This is a genomic window from Frateuria sp. Soil773, assembly GCF_001428405.1.
In the GTDB taxonomy this organism is placed as follows: domain Bacteria; phylum Pseudomonadota; class Gammaproteobacteria; order Xanthomonadales; family Rhodanobacteraceae; genus LMSL01.
This window is the reverse complement of record NZ_LMSL01000039.1, coordinates 21,468-38,701: the sequence shown is the minus strand read 5'-3', so window position 1 is coordinate 38,701 and position 17,234 is coordinate 21,468. Positions and strand designations below refer to the sequence as shown.

Sequence of the window (17,234 nt, the reverse complement as noted above, 5' to 3'; positions counted from 1 at the left end):
CCGCATGCCTTCGCCGCCACTGCGGAAGCGGGGCGCCGAAGGCGAGCGGCGCGGGCCCGGAAGGCCCCGGGCCGGCGAGGCCCGGAACCGGTAGCGTTCACGCCATGCCGGTGAACTGCTGGCCGAAGTCCTGCATGTCGCCGACGAAGCCGGCCACGTCGTTCACCGCCTGCGCCACGCCGAGCACGGTGCGCAGCGGGCCGGTGAAGGCGCTCACGCCCGGGATCAGGCCGGCGCCGTTGATCACCAGGTTGGCGGTGTCCAGCGCGATGCTGAGGCCGTCCTTGTGGTCGCTGATGTCGCCGATGAGGTCCTTGCCGGCACCCACCACGCCCACCAGCGGGCCGATGAACGGGATCGACTTGAAGCCGGCGCCGGCGACCGCGGTGGCGATCTTCTCTTCCAGCTTGGTCTTGACCTTGTCCGGCATGCACTCGACGAACTGCTTGAACAGCCCGCCCACGGCTTCCAGCCCCTCCTTGCCGAACGGCAGGTCGACGCCCGCCACGCTGAAGTGATCGCCCGCGCCGAGCAGGGTGGTGAACGACTTGCCCAGTTCGCTGATCGCGCCGCTCACGTCGCCGCCGGCGAGTTTCTCCACCGCGGCGAAGATGTGCGGCAGCGAGCCGGACTTGACGATCGCCGCATTGAGATCCGGATTGCTGAAGAACTTGCCGACCGTGCCGGGCAGGTGCTTCAGCGTGTCGAGGAAGCCGACCGCCAGGTCGGGCGCTTCCTTGGTGATCGTCTCGCCAACGTTCGCCAGCGCCTTGACGAAGGCCACCGGGTCGCCCTTGCCGAACGCGTCGAAGGCCTGGCCCAGCGCATCGGCCACCTGCGGGTTGGACAGGGCCTCCAGGCTGCCCTTGAGCAGTTCCTTCAGCTCCGGCTTGATCTTGAACTTGTCGGCGATCGCGTCGATCAGCTTGTTGCGCGTGCCGTCGGGGAGGTCCTTGATGGCGGCGCCGAGGCTCTTGATCGCGTCGCCGATGTTGCCGACCTTGATCGCGTCGGCCAGGTCGACGCAATCGGCCATCGCCGGGCCGAGCTGGGCGATGTCGTCGGCGCTGACGATGCCCAGCGGCTTCAGCCGCGCCATCAGGTCCGGATCCTTGGCCAGTACCCGGCCGACCTGGGCCATCACGGTGGCGTTGTTGCCGATGCCGCGCAGGCCATCGCTCACCTTGCCTTCGAGCAACTGGCCCAGCGAGCCGCGCAGCGACGGGTCGCCGATCAGCGTCTTCACCAGGTCGTGGTCGGTGAGGATCGAGCGCAGCAGGCGGGTCTTGGGGTTGTCCGCGTCGAGCTTGCCGGCGGCGGCGTTGATCGCCTTGGTGACCAGTTCGGGCGCGGCGTCCACCGCCTGGCCCAGTTCCTTGAGCGCGTCGAGCCAGTGCGTCTGGCTGGCGTCGGCGACCGCGGCGATGACGTGCGGCAGGGCGGCGCCGGCGTCCTTGAGGTCGTCGGTGGTGAGGCCGAGCGAGCCGAGCTTGTCCTTCACCCCCTGGGGCATCTGGTCGACCAGCTTGTTGCCGACCTTCTTGAGCAGATCCGGCGCGGCGGCGCCCGCGGCGCCGAAGGCCTTGATCGCGTCGTCCCACTTGCCGTTGGAGAGCGCGACGGCGGCGTCGAACAGGTGCGGCGAGGCGTCGCCGGCCTGCCTGAACTCCTCCGGGGTGAGGCCGATCCTGTCGAGCAGCTTGCCGACCTGCGGGTCCTGGCTGACCACGTCGAGCACCGAGCCGCGGATCGCGTCGTTGTGCAGCAGCTTGCCGACGCCTTCGACGGTCTTGCCGTCGAGCAACTGGCCGATCGCGTCGTGCAGGTCGGCGTTGGTCGCCAGTTCCTTCACCACGGCGTCGTCGCCGAGCAGCTTCTTCACCAGGCCGAAGTTTTCCGGCAACTGCGCGCCGAGCTTCTTGATCGCGGCCTGGGCCAGCGTCGGTGCGGCCTCGCCGGCGTCGAGCAGGGCATTGATGGCGCCTTTCCAGTCCTTGTTCGCGATGGCCTGCGCGGCCTCGACGAAGTGCGGCAGCGCGGCGGCGCCTTCCTTGAGCTGGTCGCGGGTGATGCCGAGGCTTTGCAGCTTTTCCTGCGTACTTGCGGGAAGCTTGTCGTAGATCTTGCCGCCGACCTTGGCGAGCAGGTCCGGTGCGGCCTTGCCTACCTCGCCGAAGGCCTTCAGCGCGGCGTCCACGTCGGGCGGGTTGGCCGACAGTGCGATCGCCGCGTCGAGCAGGTGCGGCGTGGCGGCGCCTGCCTGCCTGAACTCTTCCGGGGTGAGGCCGGCCTTGTCCAGCGCCTTGGCGACGGCAGGGTCCTTGCCGACCACGTCCAGCACGGCGTCGCGCACGGTGTCGTTGTGCAGCAGCTTGCTCGCGCCTTCCAGCGTCTTGCCGTCGAGCAACTGGTCGATCGCGTCGTGCAGGTCGGTATTGCCGGCCAGCTCCTTGCTCACCGTGTCGTCGGCGAGCAACTGCTTGACCAGGTCGCACTTGCCCGGCGGGATCTGCGCGCCGAGCTTCTGCAGCGCCGCCTGGGTGAGCTTCGGCGCGGCTTCGCCGGCCTTAAACAGGGCATCGATGGCGCCTTTCCAGTCCTTGTTCGCGATGGCCTGCGCGGCCTCGACGAAATGCGGCAGCGCGGCGGCGCCCTCCTTGAGCTGGTCGCGGGTGATGCCGAGGCCTTGCAGCTTTTCCTGCGTGCCCGCGGGCAGCTTGTCGTAGATCTTGCCGCCGACCTTGGCGAGCAGGTCCGGCGCGGCCTTGCCGACCTCGCCGAAGGCCTTCAGCGCGGCGTTCACGTCGGGCGGGTTGGCGGACATCGCGGTGGCGGCATCCAGCAGGTGGGGAATGGCGTCGCCGGCCTGCTTCAGGTCGTTGGCATCGAGGCCGATGCTGTCGATCTTCCCCTTGAAAGCGGGATTCTTCATCGCGGCGTCGATCACCGCGTCGCGCAGGTCCTTGTTGCCGCCCAGCGCGCCGAGGCCGGCGCCGACATCGCCGTTGATGAAGTCCTTCAGCGCATCCGGACTGGACTTGGCCAGTTGTTCGGCGACCTTGTCGTCGCCCAGGACGCTCTTGACCGGCTCCGGCAGATGCTCCGCCGCGGCCTTGAGGCCCTTGGCGACCAGTTCCGGCGCCTGCTTGCCGGCATCGGCCAGCGCCAGCGCGGCCCCGGGCCAGTCGCTCTTGCCGGCGAGGGTGGCAGCGTTCAGCAGGGACGGCGCGGCGTCGGCGGCCTGCTTGAGGTCGGCGGCGCCGAGGCCGAGCTTGTCGAGGTTGCCCTTGATGCCGGGGTCTTTCACCGCGGCGTCGATCAGCGCGTCGCGCAGCGGCTTGTTGTCGCCCAGGCCCTTGAGGGCGCCGGCCAGGTCGCCTTTCACCAGCTTGTCGATCGTGCCGGGGGCGGCGTCGATCAACTGCTTGGCGACGTTTTCGTCGGTGAGGATGGTCTTGGCCGGGCCGCTCAACCCTTCGGCGACATGGGTGAAGGCCTTAGTCGCCAGCGGGCTGCCGGCCTTGGCCGCGGCCTGGAGGTCCTGCAACGCCTTGCCGGTATCGTTGTCCGCCAGCGCCTGCGCGGCTTCGACCAGTTTCGGCGTGGCCGCTTCCGAAGCGTTGCTGATGTCCTCGGGCGTGAGGCCGAGCTTGTCCAGCCCGCTCTTGAGCTTGGGGTTGCCTGCAAGGTGGGCCACCTTGTAGTCGGCCTGCAGCTTGGCGCTGCCGTAGGTGCTGACGGCGTGCTCGATGTCGTCCTGGCCGAACACCGGCTCCAGTTGCACCAGTTGCGGCGCTTCCAGCTTCTTCGCCAGGTCGTTCGCCAGCCGCTGGCGGTCGGCCAGCGGCATCTGCCGCACCTCGCCCTTCAGCGCCTGCTGCTGTTGCGGGGTCATCTGCCCGACCATGGCGCGTGCCTGCGCGGGCGGCGCCTCGCGCAAGGTGGTGGTGGTCGGCGCCGGCGGCTTGGGCGGCTCGGGGCGGAAACCATAGTCGGGGATCATCGGGCGCATGAGGGGACTCGGCATCGGACGGAGCAATGATTCCGGATAGTCTCCGGGCGCGGCGGGGGCGCCAACTGGGGGCGACCCTAGGTTGGCCCGGCCGGGCGCGGCTGCTGTTGCAGCGCGGCAATGCTTTAAGCTGCGCGCCTGGCACCACCGCGGAATGGCACGCATGCACGAAACACAGGCCCTGATCGAGCGCTACTACGCCGCCTTCAACCGCGGCGACTGGGGCGCGATGCTCGACTGCCTCGCCGCGGACGTCGCGCACGACGTCAACCAGGGCGGCCGCGAAACCGGGCGCGCGGCGTTCGGCGCCTTCCTTGCGCGCATGCAGGCCAGCTATCGCGAGCAGTTGCGCGACGTCGTGGTGATGGTCGGCGCCGACGGTCGCCGCGCCGCCGCCGAATACGTGGTGCACGGCGAATACCTGGCCGACGACGAAGGACTGCCGCCGGCGCGGGGGCAGCGCTACGTGCTGCCCGGCGGCGCATTCTTCGAGCTGCGCGACGGGCTCATCGCGCGGGTCAGCAACTACTACAACCTCAACGACTGGATCGCCCAGGTCGGCGGCTAGCCATGGCGGTACGCATCGAGACATGCACCGGCGCGCAGGTCGCCGCGCACCTGGACGACCTGGCGCGGCTGCGCATCGCGGTGTTCCGCGACTATCCCTACCTGTACGACGGCGACGCGGCGTACGAGCGCGACTACCTGGCGACCTACGCGCGCTCGCCCGGCAGCGTGTTCGTGCTGGCGCGGGACGGCGACACGGTGGTGGGCGCGGCCACCGGGATACCGCTGGCAGAGGAGGGCGAGGCGTTCCGCCGGCCGTTCCTCGCCCGGGGCTGCCTGCTTGCCGAGGTGTATTACTTCGGCGAATCGGTGCTGCTGCCGGCCTACCGGGGACAGGGCATCGGGCACCGCTTCTTCGACGGGCGCGAGGCGCAGGCGCGCCGGCTCGGCTGCCGCCTGGCCGCGTTCTGCGCGGTGGAGCGCGCCGACGACGATCCGCGCCGGCCGGCGGACTACCGGCCCCACGATGCGTTCTGGCGCAAGCGCGGCTACCGGCGGCAGGAGGCCATGTTCTGCACGCTGGACTGGAAGGAGCGCGGCGACGATGCCGCCTCCGGCCATCGCCTGCGCTTCTGGCTGCGCCGGCTCGACGGCCGCGGCGACGCCGTTTCCACATCGAGGTGAACCCAGTGACGCGCAATCTCGCCGAATGGCTGGCCTACCAGGAACGCGTCAACGTGCGCAGCATCGAGCTGGGGCTCAACCGCGTCGGCGAGGTCTGGCGCCGCATGGGCGCGCCGGCGCCGGCGCGCCGGACGATCGCCGTGGGCGGCACCAACGGCAAGGGCTCCACCGCCGGCATGCTGGAGGCGACGCTGCGCGCGGCCGGCCTGCGCGTGGGCTGCTACACCTCGCCGCACCTCTTGCGCTACAACGAGCGCATCCGCATCGACGGCGTCGACGCGGGCGATGCCGAGCTGGTCGGCGCGTTCGAGCGCATCGAGGCCGCGCGCGGTTCGATCCCGCTGACCTATTTCGAGTTCGGCACGCTGGCCGCGCTCGACCTGTTCGCCCGCGCCGGCCTCGACGCGGCTGTGCTGGAAGTGGGGCTGGGCGGGCGGCTGGACGCGGTGAACCTCGTCGATGCCGACGTGGCGGTGGTCACCACGGTGGACCTGGACCATATGGACTGGCTGGGCCCCGACCGCGACAGCATCGGCCGCGAGAAGGCCGGCATCGCGCGGCGCGGCCGGCCGGCGATCGTCGGCGAGCCCGATCCGCCGCAGGGGCTGCTCGACGCCCTGGCCGGCAGCGGGGCGCTGGTCGAGCGGGCCGGCCGCGATTTCCATGCCGGACGGCAGGCGCGCGGCTGGCGCTGGAGCCACCGCGACGGCACGGCGCTGGAGCTGCCCGACCCGGCGCTGCGCGCGCCGGTGCAGTACGCGAACGCCGCCGCGGCGCTCGCCGCGCTGCATGCGCTGGACCGGCTGGACGGGCACGTCGGCACGGCGAGCCTGCTCGCGTCGGCGGCCGCCGGCCTGCGCGCGGTGCGCGTGCCGGCACGCCTGCAGGTGCTGGACGGTACGCCGCCGCTGATCGTCGACGTCGGCCACAACCCGCAGGCGGCGCGCGCCCTGGCCGAATGGCTGGACGCGCAGCCGGGCGGCCCGGTCCATGCGGTCTACGGCGCCCTGTCCGACAAGGACGTGGCCGGCGTGATCGGCGCGCTGGGCCACCGCATCGCGCACTGGCACCTGGCCGGCCTCGCGCAGGACACGCCGCGCGGGATGGATGCCGGCGCGCTGGCGCAGGTCCTGCGCGAGGCGTTGCCGCAGGCCGGTTTCGACGTGCACCCCGATGTGGCCCATGCGCTGGCCGCGGCGCGTGCGGCGGCCGGGGGCGATGCGCGCATCCTCGCCTTCGGCTCGTTTTTCGTGGCCGCCGCCGTACTCGCGGCATACGCCCGATGAACCGTTCGCCGCGGCGGGGCCATGGGCTCCGCTGCGGGCAGGTATAATCCCGCCGTTACGCGTCGCGCCCGTCGCTTTTGGAGCCCGTCTTGAAAACACGCCTGCTGGGAGCTGCCGTTCTTGTTGCCTTGGCGGTCCTGTTCGTACCGATGTTCTTCTCCAGCAGCCCGCCGGCCGCCGGCGGCGACCAGACGGTCAGCCTGGAGATCCCGCCGGCGCCCGACCGCGACCTGCAGACCAAGACGATGAGCCTGACGCCGGAAGGCGCCAGCCCCTCCGCCACCGCGCCGGCCATTCCCGCGAACACGACCAGCGTGAGCGTGCCGGCAGCGAATCCCGCCGCGTCCAGCGACCAGTTGGCCACGGTGAACATCGGCTCGCGCCGCCCGCGCGACGTGGAGACCGATCCGGCCGCGGGCCGCGCGCCGGAGCCGACCACGGTGGCCCGGCCGTCGGCCAGCCAGCCGCTGATTCCTGCCCAGGCGCCGGCAACGGCCGCCGCGACCAAGCCGGCGGCGAGCGCGCCGGCTTCGCGTCCGCCCGCCGCGTCGGCGCCGGCCGATCCGGGCACGGCCGCGCGCGGCTCCTATTCGCTCAACCTCAGCGCCTACGCTTCCGGCGCCAGCGCGCAAAGCCTGATGCAGCGCGTGCGCGCGCTCGGCTACCCGGTGTCGAGCCGGCCGATCAGCCAGGCCGGCAAGTCGCTGACCCTGGTCAGCGCGGGTCCGTTCGAGACCCGCGCCGCGGCCGAGGCGGCGCGCCTGAGGATCACCCAGACGATTCCCGGCGCGCCGGCGCGGCTGGAAAGCGGCGCCAGCACGGTCAAGGGCGATGCGCCGGCCAGGCCCGCGGCCAGTGCCGCGGCGGCGACGGGCAAGCCGGCCGCGCGCGCCGGCGGCTACGCCGTGCAGGTGGCGGCGGTGGGCAGCCAGGCCGATGCGAACGCGCTGCGCGACAAACTGCGCGCCAGCGGCTTCGACGGCTTCGTCGATTCGGTCAATGCCGGCGGGCGCCAGCTGTGGCGCGTGCGCGCCGGCCCGCAGACGCAGCGCGCGGACGCCGAGCGGGTGCGCGACCAGATCAAGGCGAAGCTCGGCATCGCCGGCAACGTGGTGGGCGTGCCCTGAGACCATGAACAGGCTCCCCGAGCCTGACAGGCCTGCGAACGGATGAACTGGACCGACTACATCATCATCGGCGTGCTGGGGCTGTCGGTCTTGATCGGGCTGTGGCGCGGCCTCATCTCCGAGGTGCTGGCCCTGGCGGTATGGGTGGCCGCGTTCTGGGTGGCGTGGACGTTCGGGCCGGCGGTAGCGGGCTATTTCGAACACAGCATCACGCTGCCTTCGGCGCGGATCATCGTCGGCTACGGCCTGTGCTTCCTGGTGGTGGTGATCGGCGGGGCACTGCTGCGCTTCGTGGTCGGCAAGCTGGTGGAAGGCACCGGGCTGTCCGGCACGGACCGCTTGCTGGGCATGCTGTTCGGCTTCGCGCGCGGCGTCCTGCTGGTGACCCTGATGGTGTTCCTACTCGGCTTCACCGCGTTCACCCGCGACCCGTGGTGGCAGGAGTCGAAGCTGCTGCCGCAGTTCAAGGGCGTGGCAGCGTGGCTGGGCGAGCACGTGCCGGACAGCGTGCGCCGCTACCTGCGCACGCCGGAGGCGCTGGAACGCCTTCCCACCTTGCCGGGCGCCGCACCTGCGCCCGCCCACAGCACTTTCGCGGCGCCCGCGCCGGCAACCACCGCGGCAACGACTTTCTAAAGCAGGCAATCATCATGTGCGGAATCATCGGCATCGTCGGTACCACCGAAGTGGCATCGGCCCTTTATGACGGCTTGACCGTGCTGCAGCACCGCGGCCAGGACGCCGCCGGCATCGTCACCGTCGACGGCGCCCACCTGCGCCTGCACAAGGGCAACGGCCTGGTGCGCGACGTGTTCGGCCAGTCCTCGATGAGCCGCCTGCGCGGGCGCATCGGCATCGGCCACTGCCGCTATCCCACGGCCGGCTCGGAGGGCGCCGAGGAAGCGCAGCCGTTCTACGTGAACTCGCCCTACGGCATCGCCTTCGCGCACAACGGCAACATGGTCAACACCGAGACCCTGCGCCGGGAGATGTACGAGGACGACCGCCGCCACATCAACACCGACTCGGATTCCGAGGTGCTGCTCAACGTGCTCGCGCACGAGCTGCAGATCCAGGGCCGCATGGCGCTGACGCCGGACCACATCTTCAAGGCCGTGGCCGGCGTGCACGCGCGCGCGCGCGGCGGCTACGCCTGCCTCGCGCTGATCCAGGGCTTCGGCCTGCTCGCGTTCCGCGACCCCAACGGCATCCGTCCGCTGGTGCTGGGCGAGCGGGTGACCGCCGAGGGGCGCGAGTACGCGGTGGCCTCGGAGTCGGTGGCGTTCGACGTGCTGGGCTTCAAGCGCGTGCGCGACGTGGCCCCGGGCGAGGCGGTGTTCATCACCGACGATGGCCAGTTGCACGCGCGCCATTGCGCCGAAGGCGCGGTGCACGCGCCGTGCATCTTCGAGTACGTCTACCTGGCGCGCCCCGATTCGATGATCGAGAACGTGTCGGTGTACAAGGCGCGCCTGCGCATGGGCCAGAAGCTGGCCGAGAAGATCCTGCGCGAGCGGCCGGACCACGGCATCGACGCGGTGATCCCGATCCCCGACACCGCCCGCACCGCCGCCAGCGCGCTGGCCGAGGCGCTGGGCGTGCCGTTCCGCGAGGGCTTCGTGAAGAACCGCTACGTCGGCCGCACCTTCATCATGCCGGGGCAGGGCGACCGGGTGAAATCGGTGCGCCGCAAGCTCAACGCGATCGACCTGGAGTTCCGCAAGAAGAACGTGCTGCTGGTGGACGACTCGATCGTGCGCGGCACCACCTCGAAGCAGATCATCCAGATGGCCCGCGACGCCGGCGCGAAGAACGTGTTCTTCGCCTCCGCCGCGCCGCCGGTGCGCTATCCGAACGTGTACGGCATCGACATGCCGTCGGCCGGCGAGCTGGTCGCCGCCGGCAAGACCGAGCAGGAAGTGCAGCAGATGCTCGGTGCCGACTGGCTGATCTACCAGGACCTGCCCGACCTGATCCGCGCCGTGCAGGACGGCAACGACGACCTGAAGCAGTTCGACACTTCGTGCTTTTCCGGCGAATACGTCACCGGCCTCGACCAGCGCTACCTGGAGCAGATCGAACTCTTGCGCTCGGACGACGCCAAGGCCGCGCGCCGCAGCGCGTGACGGGCGTCGCGCCCCGCGTGCGGGGAAGGCGGGGCGGGTTCCCGTCGCCGGCGGGCTTCGTGCCCGGCCGGCGCAGGCTTTTTCCAGTCGGCGATGCGGGGAGGCGCCCTTGCCGTTCGCATCCATGACCGACCTGCACGCTGCCGCCAAGCGTTGCCTCGACGCCAGCGACCCGGCGGAAAAGCTGCGGCTCACCCAGGCCGCCTGGCAGGCGCTGCTGGCCGGCGAACTGCGGCCCGGGCCGGATTCGCCGGCGCCGCTGCCGATCGGCGAGCCGGGGCGCCCGGAACGGCCGCGGCTGGTGTCCGCGCGGCAGGTGCCGCAGCGCGGCCTGGGCAGCGACGAGGGCCGCGCCGCGCTGGTGCATGCGGTGGCGCACATCGAGTTCAACGCGATCAACCTGGCCTGGGACGCGGTGTACCGCTTCCGCGGCAAGCCGCAGGCGTACTACCTCGACTGGGCCCGTTGCGCCAATGACGAGGCGCGGCATTTCGCCCTGCTGTCCGCGCGGCTCGCCGAGCTGGGCCATGCCTACGGCGATTTCGACGCGCACAACGGCCTGTGGGAAATGGCTGCGAAGACCGCGCACGACGACACGGCGCGCATGGCGCTGGTGCCGCGCGTGCTGGAGGCGCGCGGGCTGGACGTGACGCCGGGGATGATCGAGCGCCTGCGCAGCGTGGGCGACCACCGCACGGTGGCCGTCCTCGAGGTGATCCTGCGCGAGGAGGTCGCTCACGTCGCCGCCGGCACCCGCTGGTACCGCCACTGCTGCGAGCGCGACGGCCTCGATCCGATCGACACGTTCTTCGATCTGTTGCGCGACTACATGGGCGCCGGCCTGCGCGGCCCGTTCAACCGCCCGGCGCGGATCGAGGCAGGCTTTGTCGAGCGCGAGCTCGACCGGCTCGCGGCGCTGGCGCAGCCAGTTTCGTAGAAGCCGGCCTGCGCACGGTTTCCGCCGGGCACAAAAAAGCCGGCGCTGGGCCGGCTTTTTCATCGAATTTTGGTCGGGGAGACAGGATTCGAACCTGCGACTTCTACGTCCCGAACGTCAAAAACAACATAGCTGCCATGCACTTGGGAAGGCTCAGGGGAACCGCGCAGCGCAGCCGCGTGGGGAGCAGGCCGCACAGGCGGCCGAATCCCCGCAGGCCCGCACACGGGCGCCGTTACCGGCGAGCGTCGCGTAGCGGCGGGAGGCGGTGTATCGGCGCAGGGGCGCTGCGCGTAGCGCGGTGCCCCTGTCTGCGGTACCGAGAATCGGTGATTCGGATACCGGCTTAACTCCCGTCCTCGACCATGTCGACATTAGGGCGCACAGGAAGATGGAAGCCCTTCATTGCGCACCTTTTTGTCGGGTGTAAACTCATTTAACGGGGACCAGGAGGAAGTGCCATGGGGAAGGGAGCATGGGCCGGCCTTTGCATCGCGGCGGCCATGAGCGTCAGCACATTTTTTAACGCCAGATCCGAAAGCGCCGAAACCCGGCGATGTCTTCGGGTTTAATCGATACGCTTACGCCAACAACAACCCCGTTACGAACCTTGATCCGGATGGGCGGGATTGCACGACTTCCAGCCGGGTGACCACCTGCTTCACAGCCGTTTATCGGGTGTCCTTTGCCGCCCAACCTGGGTTCAAGGATTTCACCACCAGCTCGCCGAACTACCACTTTTACAGTGTTCCGGTTGCCACACCGGGCATGACGTTGGCCCAGGATCAGAACTTCCTGGTGCGGAGTCCAACGCCCGGCCTGTCGAACGGAGCCTCGCCGCAAGGCACACCCAACGACGCCACGCCCGTCATCGGGAACATGATTCCGAAGTCCATAAGCCCGGTCATGTCGTTTCAGCTCACTAATCAGGTGGATGGCAAGCCGGTGGTGGTGAACGTCACCGAGCCCGGCCATCCGCTGCAGTCCGGCATCGTGGTGCGTGAAGCCACGCAAGCCAGTGATGGCAGCACCTCTATTCAGAGTTGGGGAGAGGGCACCGCCTCCCTGCAAAACCCTGGCTCGTTGTTCGGCAAGGAGATTGACAACGTCTGGCAACACGAAGGCCCGCCATCGGCGCCCAATCCCACCGGTTGCAGCAGCGCTGCAGGACCGATGAACAATGTCTGCAGCCACTAAGCCCTCCGTGCGCCTCTGGGTGGGGTTCCTGCTGGCTCCCCTGATCCCCGGGTTGCTGTTCTTGCTGCTCTCGCTGCTCAGCAATCCCGGCGAAGGCTTGTGGGCGCTGAAACTCTCCGCCATGGTCGGCTACCCGGCCATGCTAGTGCTGGGTGTACCGGCGCACCTGTTGCTGACCAAGCGCCGATGGACCAGCGGATGGAGCTACACGCTGGCCGGGATCGCGATTGGCGCGATTGTGGCGGCCGTCCTGTTCGGCAGCGTGGCGCTTCACAATGTCAGCTTCATCCCCGATCCCAATAAGTCCTTGGGACCTTCGGCTATTATTTTCGTCGTCGCAGCCCTGCTGGGCGCATTGGCCGCCTGGGTCTTCTGGCTGATCGCACGTCCCAACCGTGAACCCAGCGCGTAGCGTCATGCGCTGGGGCTGGGTGGTTGTGTTCCTGGCGATCAGCCCGTGGACTTGGGCCCAGCAGCCCCCGGGTGCCATTGAGGTACCCAACGATCCGATTGTGCGGATCATCGAGCAGTTGGCTGACCCGGCAGATGGCCGCATCGATTATGCGAAGGTGCAGACCGCCATAGAGCGCGCGGCCAATCCGAAGTTCGACGCCAAGGCTTTCAACGCAGATCTCGATCACTGGGCCAATCTGGTCAAGGCCCGGGTGCCGAAGGGTGCGCCGCCCACGGAAGTGATGACCGCGCTGGGGCAAGTGATCTACACGCCCGGTCCCTGGAACGACAACCACCCGTTTTCTTACGACCTAGACGATCCGATGGGGTCGATCTATCAGAACAAGCTGGTGTCCACTTACCTGCGCACGCGCAAGGGCAACTGTGTGTCGATGCCCACGTTGCTCATCATCCTGGGACAAAAGCTTGGCCTGACCATGACGCTGAGCGAGGCCCCCCAGCATGAATTCGCACGGCTGCAGGACGTCAACGGGCGGTGGTTCAACATCGAAGCTACGTCGCCCGGTTCGCCGCCCGATTCAAAATACATCGACGAAATGCACATCACGCCGCAGCAGATTCAGAGCGGGATCTACATGCGGACGACCACCCCACGAGAGACGGTGGCCGCGATGCTCGAACCACTGGAAGCTGTCTACGTCCACACCCGGTCACCCGGGGCGTTGCTCGGTCTGGCTGTACTGGTGGAGAGGATGGATCTAAGAAATGCAGACGGCTATGTGAATGAGGCCAACGCCTTTTTCCTTACGCTAGCCCACCGCTATCTCGTGCACCACCTCACGCCCGAAGTCTTGCCGCCGGCACAGCGCGCCGATTTCAACGCGCTCTATGACGCCAGCACGCGGATCATGAACCGCGTGGAGGCGATGGGCTGGGCCCCGTCGACGAAAACAGGCGACAAGGAGTATCTGGAGCGCGTGCAGCGCTACAAGGCCGCGCACGGTGGTTGACCCTTCAAGAATGAGGCGGCCGCGGCCGAATCCCGCAGGCCCGCACACGGGCGTCGACGTATCGGCGCAGGATCACCGCGCGTAGCGCGATGCTCTGTCTGCGGTGAAGGATGCTGAAATCTTGGGTCGCTGCGCGCCCGGCCAAATTTCGGCCGAACATGCAGACACGCCACAGATACGCCCGAGATATGCCCCGGCCAATTTCCGGCCAAAAGGCGCGAAAAAGGCCCGCTTTTGAAGGCGGGCCTTTCATCGCCAAGCGTTGTAACTGCTTGAATCTTGGTCGGGGAGACAGGATTCGAACCTGCGACTTCTACGTCCCGAACGTAGCGCTCTACCAGGCTGAGCTACACCCCGTGGGAGCCGCGTATCTTAATGGCGACCCTCGGCCTTGGCAACAGGTTCGAAGCGTTTTCGATCGACCGCCCGCGCCGGGGCGGGCGGCACCCATCTGCTAACCTATGCGGCTGCCGTCGAACGGCCTTCTCCACCCGTTAGCAGAGGATTCCATGGCGCTTACCCCGGCCCGCACCATGCCCGGCGTGCTCGAGCTGTTGCCGCTCGACCAGATCGCGTTCCAGCGCATGCTCGACGTGATCCGCCGCAACTATGAGCGCTTCGGCTTCCTGCCGGTCGAGACGCCGGTGATCGAGTATTCCGACGTGCTGCTGACCAAGACCGGCGGCGAGACCGAGCGCCAGGTGTATTTCGTGCAGTCCACCGGTGCTCTCAACGCCGCGGGCAAGGAAGATGCCGGCGTGCCCGAGCTGGCGCTGCGCTTCGACCTCACCGTGCCGCTGGCGCGCTACGTGGCCGAGCACGAGCACGACCTGAGCTTCCCGTTCCGGCGCTACCAGATGCAGCGCGTGTACCGCGGCGAGCGCGCCCAGCGTGGCCGCTTCCGCGAGTTCTACCAGTGCGACATCGATGTGATCGGCAAGGACGCCCTGTCGGTGCGCTACGACGCCGAGATCCCGGCGGTGATCTACAGCGTGTTCCGCGAGCTGGACATCGGCGCCTTCACCATCCAGCTCAACAACCGCAAGCTGATGCGCGGCTACTTCGAAAGCTTAGGGATAGTCGACGGCGAGCAGCAGATGCTGGTGCTGCGCGAAGTGGACAAGCTGGACAAGCGCGGCGCCGACTACGTGCGCGACACCCTCACCGGCGACGCCTTCGGGCTTAGCGCCGAGGTGGCGCAGAAGATCCTGGCCTTCGTGCAGGTGCGTTCCCGCTCGCTGGCGGACGCGTTCGCCCAGCTCGACGCGCTGGGGCCGGGGCCGGAAGCGCTGGAGCAGGGCCGCGCCGAGCTGAAGGAGGTGCTCGGCCTGATCCACGCGTTCGGCGTGCCCGAGAGCCACTACGCGCTGAACCTGTCGATCGCGCGCGGCCTGGACTACTACACCGGCACGGTCTACGAGACCACGCTCAACGATCACCCGCAGATCGGCTCGATCTGCTCCGGCGGCCGCTACGAGAACCTCGCCAGCCAGTACACCAAGTCGAAGCTGCCCGGCGTGGGCATCTCGATCGGCCTCACGCGGCTGTACTGGCAGTTGCGCGACGCCGGCCTGGTCGGGACGGCGCAGAGCACGGTCGACGTGCTGGTGACCCAGATGGACGCGGCGCAGTTGCCGGCCTATCTGGCGCTGGCGAGCGAGCTGCGCGGCGCCGGCATCGCCACCGAGGTGGTGCTGGAGGGCGGCAAGCTCGGCAAGCAGTTCAAGTACGCCGACCGCGCCGGCATCCGCTTCGTGGTCGTGCTCGGCGAGGACGAACTGGCCAAGGGCGTGGTGACGGTGAAGGACCTGCGCCGCGAGGACCAGTTCGAGGTCGCGCGCAGCGAACTGATCAAGACCCTGCGGGTGGAGCTGGAGCAGGCCGCCGCCATGGGCAGGTGATGCTTCTCCTCTCCGGCCGGCCGCAGGCCGCCGCCGGGGAGGGAATGGGGCGACGGCCAGGATTCCGGCCGCCGCCGGCACGATCATTCCGCGCGGCCGGATCCGCCGTCGCCGCGCAATCCAACGAGGCTTCCGTGAACAATTCCGATCCCATCGTGCTCAACGGCACCAGCCTGACCCGCGCCCAACTCGTCGCCGTCGCGCGCCACGGCGCGCAGGTGACGCTGGATGCGGGCCAACTGGAGCATGTCCGGCGCGCCGCCGATTTCCTCGCCGACAAGGTGAGCTGCGGCGAGCCCACCTATGGCGTCACCACCGGCTTCGGCAGCAACGCCGACAAGCTGCTGGGCGCGCACCGGGTGCGCGACGAGCTGCCGGGCAGCCGCGTGCAGGCGCCGGAAGGCACGCTCATGGAGGAACTGCAGCACAACCTGATCACCACCCATGCCGTGTGCGTGGGCAAGCCGTTCGGCGCGGACGTGGTGCGCGCGATGCTGCTGATCCGCGTCAACACGCTGATGCGCGGCCACTCGGGCATCCGCGTGGCGACGCTGGAGGCGCTCACCGCGATGCTCAACCGCGGCGTGGTGCCGGTGGTGCCGGAGAAGGGATCGGTCGGCGCGAGCGGTGATCTCGCACCGCTGTCGCACCTGGCGATCGTGCTGCTCGGCGGCGGCGAGGCGTTCTACCAGGGCGAGCGCCTTGCCGGCGCCGAGGCGCTGCGCCGGGCCGGCCTGCAGCCGGTGCGGCTGTCGTTCAAGGAGGGCCTGGCGCTCAACAACGGCACGGCACAGATGCTGGCCACCGCCGCGCTTGCGCTGGACTCGCTGGAATACCTGCTGGGCGCGGCCGACCTCGCGGCGGCGATGACGCTGGACGCCTTCGCCGGGCGCAGCGGCGCGCTGCGCCCGGAAGTGCACGCGCTGCGCCCGCATCCGGGCCAGGTCGACGGCGCCGCCCACGTGCGCAGCCTGCTGGACGGCTCCACCCTGGTGGACATTCCCTACCACCTGGTGCCGCGCTTCAAGCCGTGGAGCGCCGAGGCCTGGGACACGCCGGAAGACCAGGCGCTCAGCTTCGACATCGGCTGGGACTGGGTGCCGGCGAACCAGCGGCACGGCCGCGAGGCGTTCTACAGCCGCTTCCTGCCGTTCAAGGGCGGCAAGAAGCACCAGCCGCAGGACGCCTACTGCCTGCGCTGCATGCCGCAGGTGCACGGCGCGGTGCGCGACGCCTGGGCGCAGGCCTGCCGCGTGATCGACATCGAGCTGAACTCGGTCACCGACAACCCGCTGATCTTCCCCGACGCGGAGAACCCGCAGTTCATCGAGGACCAGGTGATCTCCGCTGGCCATTTCCACGGCATGCCGCTGGCGCTGGCGATGAGCTACGTGAAGGCCGCGATCCCGGTGCTGGCGTCGATCTCCGAGCGGCGCCTCAACAAGCTGGTCGACCCGGCCACCAACGACGGCCTGCCGGCCTTCCTCACCGGCAACGAGGACGGCACCGATTCCGGCTTCATGATCGTGCAGTACACCGCCGCGGCGCTGGTCAACGACCTCGCCACCCGCGCGCACCCGGCCAGCGTGTACTCGGTGCCGACCAGCGCGAACGCCGAGGACCACGTCTCGATGGGTGCCAACGAGGCGCGCCACGTGCTGGAGATGATGGAAGACCTCGGTCACGTGATCGCGCTGGAGCTGTATACCGCGGCGCAGGCGCTGGACTATCGCCGGGAAATGCTCAATGCCGCGCGCCGCCTCGCCGCCCGCGGGGACTGGCAACGGCTTGCGGCGAAGGTGGCCAACGCGCCGCGCGAAGACCATCCGCATTACGCGCAGTTCGTCGAGGAAGTGCAGCGCCTGATGGCTGCGCTGGCCGAAGGCGAGGATTTCCATCCGGGCGCGTCGGTGCGGGCGGCGCATGCGGCGCTGCGCGAGCACATCGCGTTCATGCACCGCGACCGCGCCATGGACGGCGACGTGCGCACCGCGTGCGGGCTGCTGCAGCGGCGCGTGCTGTCGGTGTGAGGT

Annotated in this window: 13 protein-coding genes and 1 tRNA gene; 12 read left to right on the top strand and 2 right to left on the bottom strand. The window is 69.3% G+C overall.

The window, feature by feature from the left end:
• Positions 1-97: 97 nt before the first annotated feature.
• Positions 98-4,012, bottom strand: coding sequence for a hypothetical protein (locus ASG87_RS12140; RefSeq protein WP_056005297.1), 3,915 nt, complete (start codon positions 4,010-4,012; stop codon positions 98-100).
• A gap of 154 nt (positions 4,013-4,166) precedes the next feature.
• Between ASG87_RS12140 and ASG87_RS12135 the strand changes: the two genes are divergently transcribed.
• The 10 genes from ASG87_RS12135 to ASG87_RS12095 all read left to right on the top strand — a co-directional run bounded on the left by ASG87_RS12135 (position 4,167) and on the right by ASG87_RS12095 (position 13,300).
• Positions 4,167-4,580: a ketosteroid isomerase-related protein gene (locus ASG87_RS12135; protein WP_056005294.1), complete on the top strand. Its 414-nt coding sequence runs from the start codon at positions 4,167-4,169 to the stop codon at positions 4,578-4,580.
• 2 nt (positions 4,581-4,582) lie between these two features.
• Entirely contained in the window at positions 4,583-5,203 is a 621-nt protein-coding gene (locus ASG87_RS12130; RefSeq protein ID WP_056005292.1) for a GNAT family N-acetyltransferase, read from the top strand.
• Positions 5,204-5,208: 5 nt separating this feature from the next.
• Positions 5,209-6,489, top strand: coding sequence for a bifunctional tetrahydrofolate synthase/dihydrofolate synthase (folC, locus tag ASG87_RS12125; protein ID WP_056005289.1), 1,281 nt, complete (start codon positions 5,209-5,211; stop codon positions 6,487-6,489).
• Positions 6,490-6,578: 89 nt separating this feature from the next.
• A complete protein-coding gene (locus ASG87_RS12120; RefSeq protein WP_056006446.1) occupies positions 6,579-7,616 on the top strand; it encodes an SPOR domain-containing protein in 1,038 nt (345 codons plus the stop codon).
• A gap of 42 nt (positions 7,617-7,658) precedes the next feature.
• Complete coding sequence (locus tag ASG87_RS12115) at positions 7,659-8,252, top strand: CvpA family protein (protein ID WP_056005286.1); 594 nt, start codon at positions 7,659-7,661, stop codon at positions 8,250-8,252.
• 14 nt (positions 8,253-8,266) lie between these two features.
• Positions 8,267-9,742 (top strand): amidophosphoribosyltransferase, encoded by a 1,476-nt coding sequence (gene purF, locus ASG87_RS12110; RefSeq protein ID WP_056005283.1) that lies wholly within the window; start codon positions 8,267-8,269, stop codon positions 9,740-9,742.
• Between the two features lie 124 nt (positions 9,743-9,866).
• A complete protein-coding gene (locus tag ASG87_RS12105; protein WP_056005281.1) occupies positions 9,867-10,679 on the top strand; it encodes a ferritin-like domain-containing protein in 813 nt (270 codons plus the stop codon).
• A gap of 678 nt (positions 10,680-11,357) precedes the next feature.
• Positions 11,358-11,876 carry a hypothetical protein gene (locus tag ASG87_RS20175; RefSeq protein WP_200949085.1) on the top strand — a complete coding sequence of 173 codons (519 nt, stop codon included), beginning with the start codon at positions 11,358-11,360 and terminating at the stop codon, positions 11,874-11,876.
• On the top strand, positions 11,860-12,288 hold the full coding sequence (locus ASG87_RS12100; protein WP_056005279.1) for a hypothetical protein: 429 nt from the start codon (positions 11,860-11,862) through the stop codon (positions 12,286-12,288). Before ASG87_RS20175 ends, ASG87_RS12100 begins: the two co-directional genes overlap by 17 nt.
• A 4-nt stretch (positions 12,289-12,292) precedes the next feature.
• The gene (locus ASG87_RS12095; RefSeq protein ID WP_056005276.1) at positions 12,293-13,300 is read left to right on the top strand and encodes a transglutaminase family protein; all 1,008 of its coding nucleotides are present in this window, start codon (positions 12,293-12,295) and stop codon (positions 13,298-13,300) included.
• Positions 13,301-13,580: 280 nt separating this feature from the next.
• Here ASG87_RS12095 and ASG87_RS12090 read toward each other — a convergent pair.
• A tRNA-Pro gene (locus tag ASG87_RS12090) sits at positions 13,581-13,657 on the bottom strand.
• Between the two features lie 152 nt (positions 13,658-13,809).
• Here ASG87_RS12090 and hisS point away from each other — a divergent pair.
• The gene (gene hisS, locus ASG87_RS12085; RefSeq protein WP_056005273.1) at positions 13,810-15,201 is read left to right on the top strand and encodes a histidine--tRNA ligase; all 1,392 of its coding nucleotides are present in this window, start codon (positions 13,810-13,812) and stop codon (positions 15,199-15,201) included.
• Between the two features lie 134 nt (positions 15,202-15,335).
• Complete coding sequence (locus ASG87_RS12080) at positions 15,336-17,231, top strand: aromatic amino acid ammonia-lyase (RefSeq protein ID WP_056005269.1); 1,896 nt, start codon at positions 15,336-15,338, stop codon at positions 17,229-17,231.
• Positions 17,232-17,234: the final 3 nt, after the last annotated feature.

Bases quoted from the DNA above. Each gene is read 5' to 3' on its own strand.
- ASG87_RS12130 (WP_056005292.1), top strand. From the start codon at position 4,583: ATGGCGGTACGCATCGAGACATGCACCGGCGCGCAGGTCGCCGCGCAC.
- ASG87_RS12100 (WP_056005279.1), top strand. From the start codon at position 11,860: ATGTCTGCAGCCACTAAGCCCTCCGTGCGCCTCTGGGTGGGGTTCCTG.
- ASG87_RS12135 (WP_056005294.1), top strand. From the start codon at position 4,167: ATGGCACGCATGCACGAAACACAGGCCCTGATCGAGCGCTACTACGCC.
- hisS (WP_056005273.1), top strand. From the start codon at position 13,810: ATGGCGCTTACCCCGGCCCGCACCATGCCCGGCGTGCTCGAGCTGTTG.
- ASG87_RS12095 (WP_056005276.1), top strand. From the start codon at position 12,293: ATGCGCTGGGGCTGGGTGGTTGTGTTCCTGGCGATCAGCCCGTGGACT.
- ASG87_RS12115 (WP_056005286.1), top strand. From the start codon at position 7,659: ATGAACTGGACCGACTACATCATCATCGGCGTGCTGGGGCTGTCGGTC.
- purF (WP_056005283.1), top strand. From the start codon at position 8,267: ATGTGCGGAATCATCGGCATCGTCGGTACCACCGAAGTGGCATCGGCC.
- ASG87_RS12140 (WP_056005297.1), bottom strand. From the start codon at position 4,012: ATGCGCCCGATGATCCCCGACTATGGTTTCCGCCCCGAGCCGCCCAAG.
- ASG87_RS12105 (WP_056005281.1), top strand. From the start codon at position 9,867: ATGACCGACCTGCACGCTGCCGCCAAGCGTTGCCTCGACGCCAGCGAC.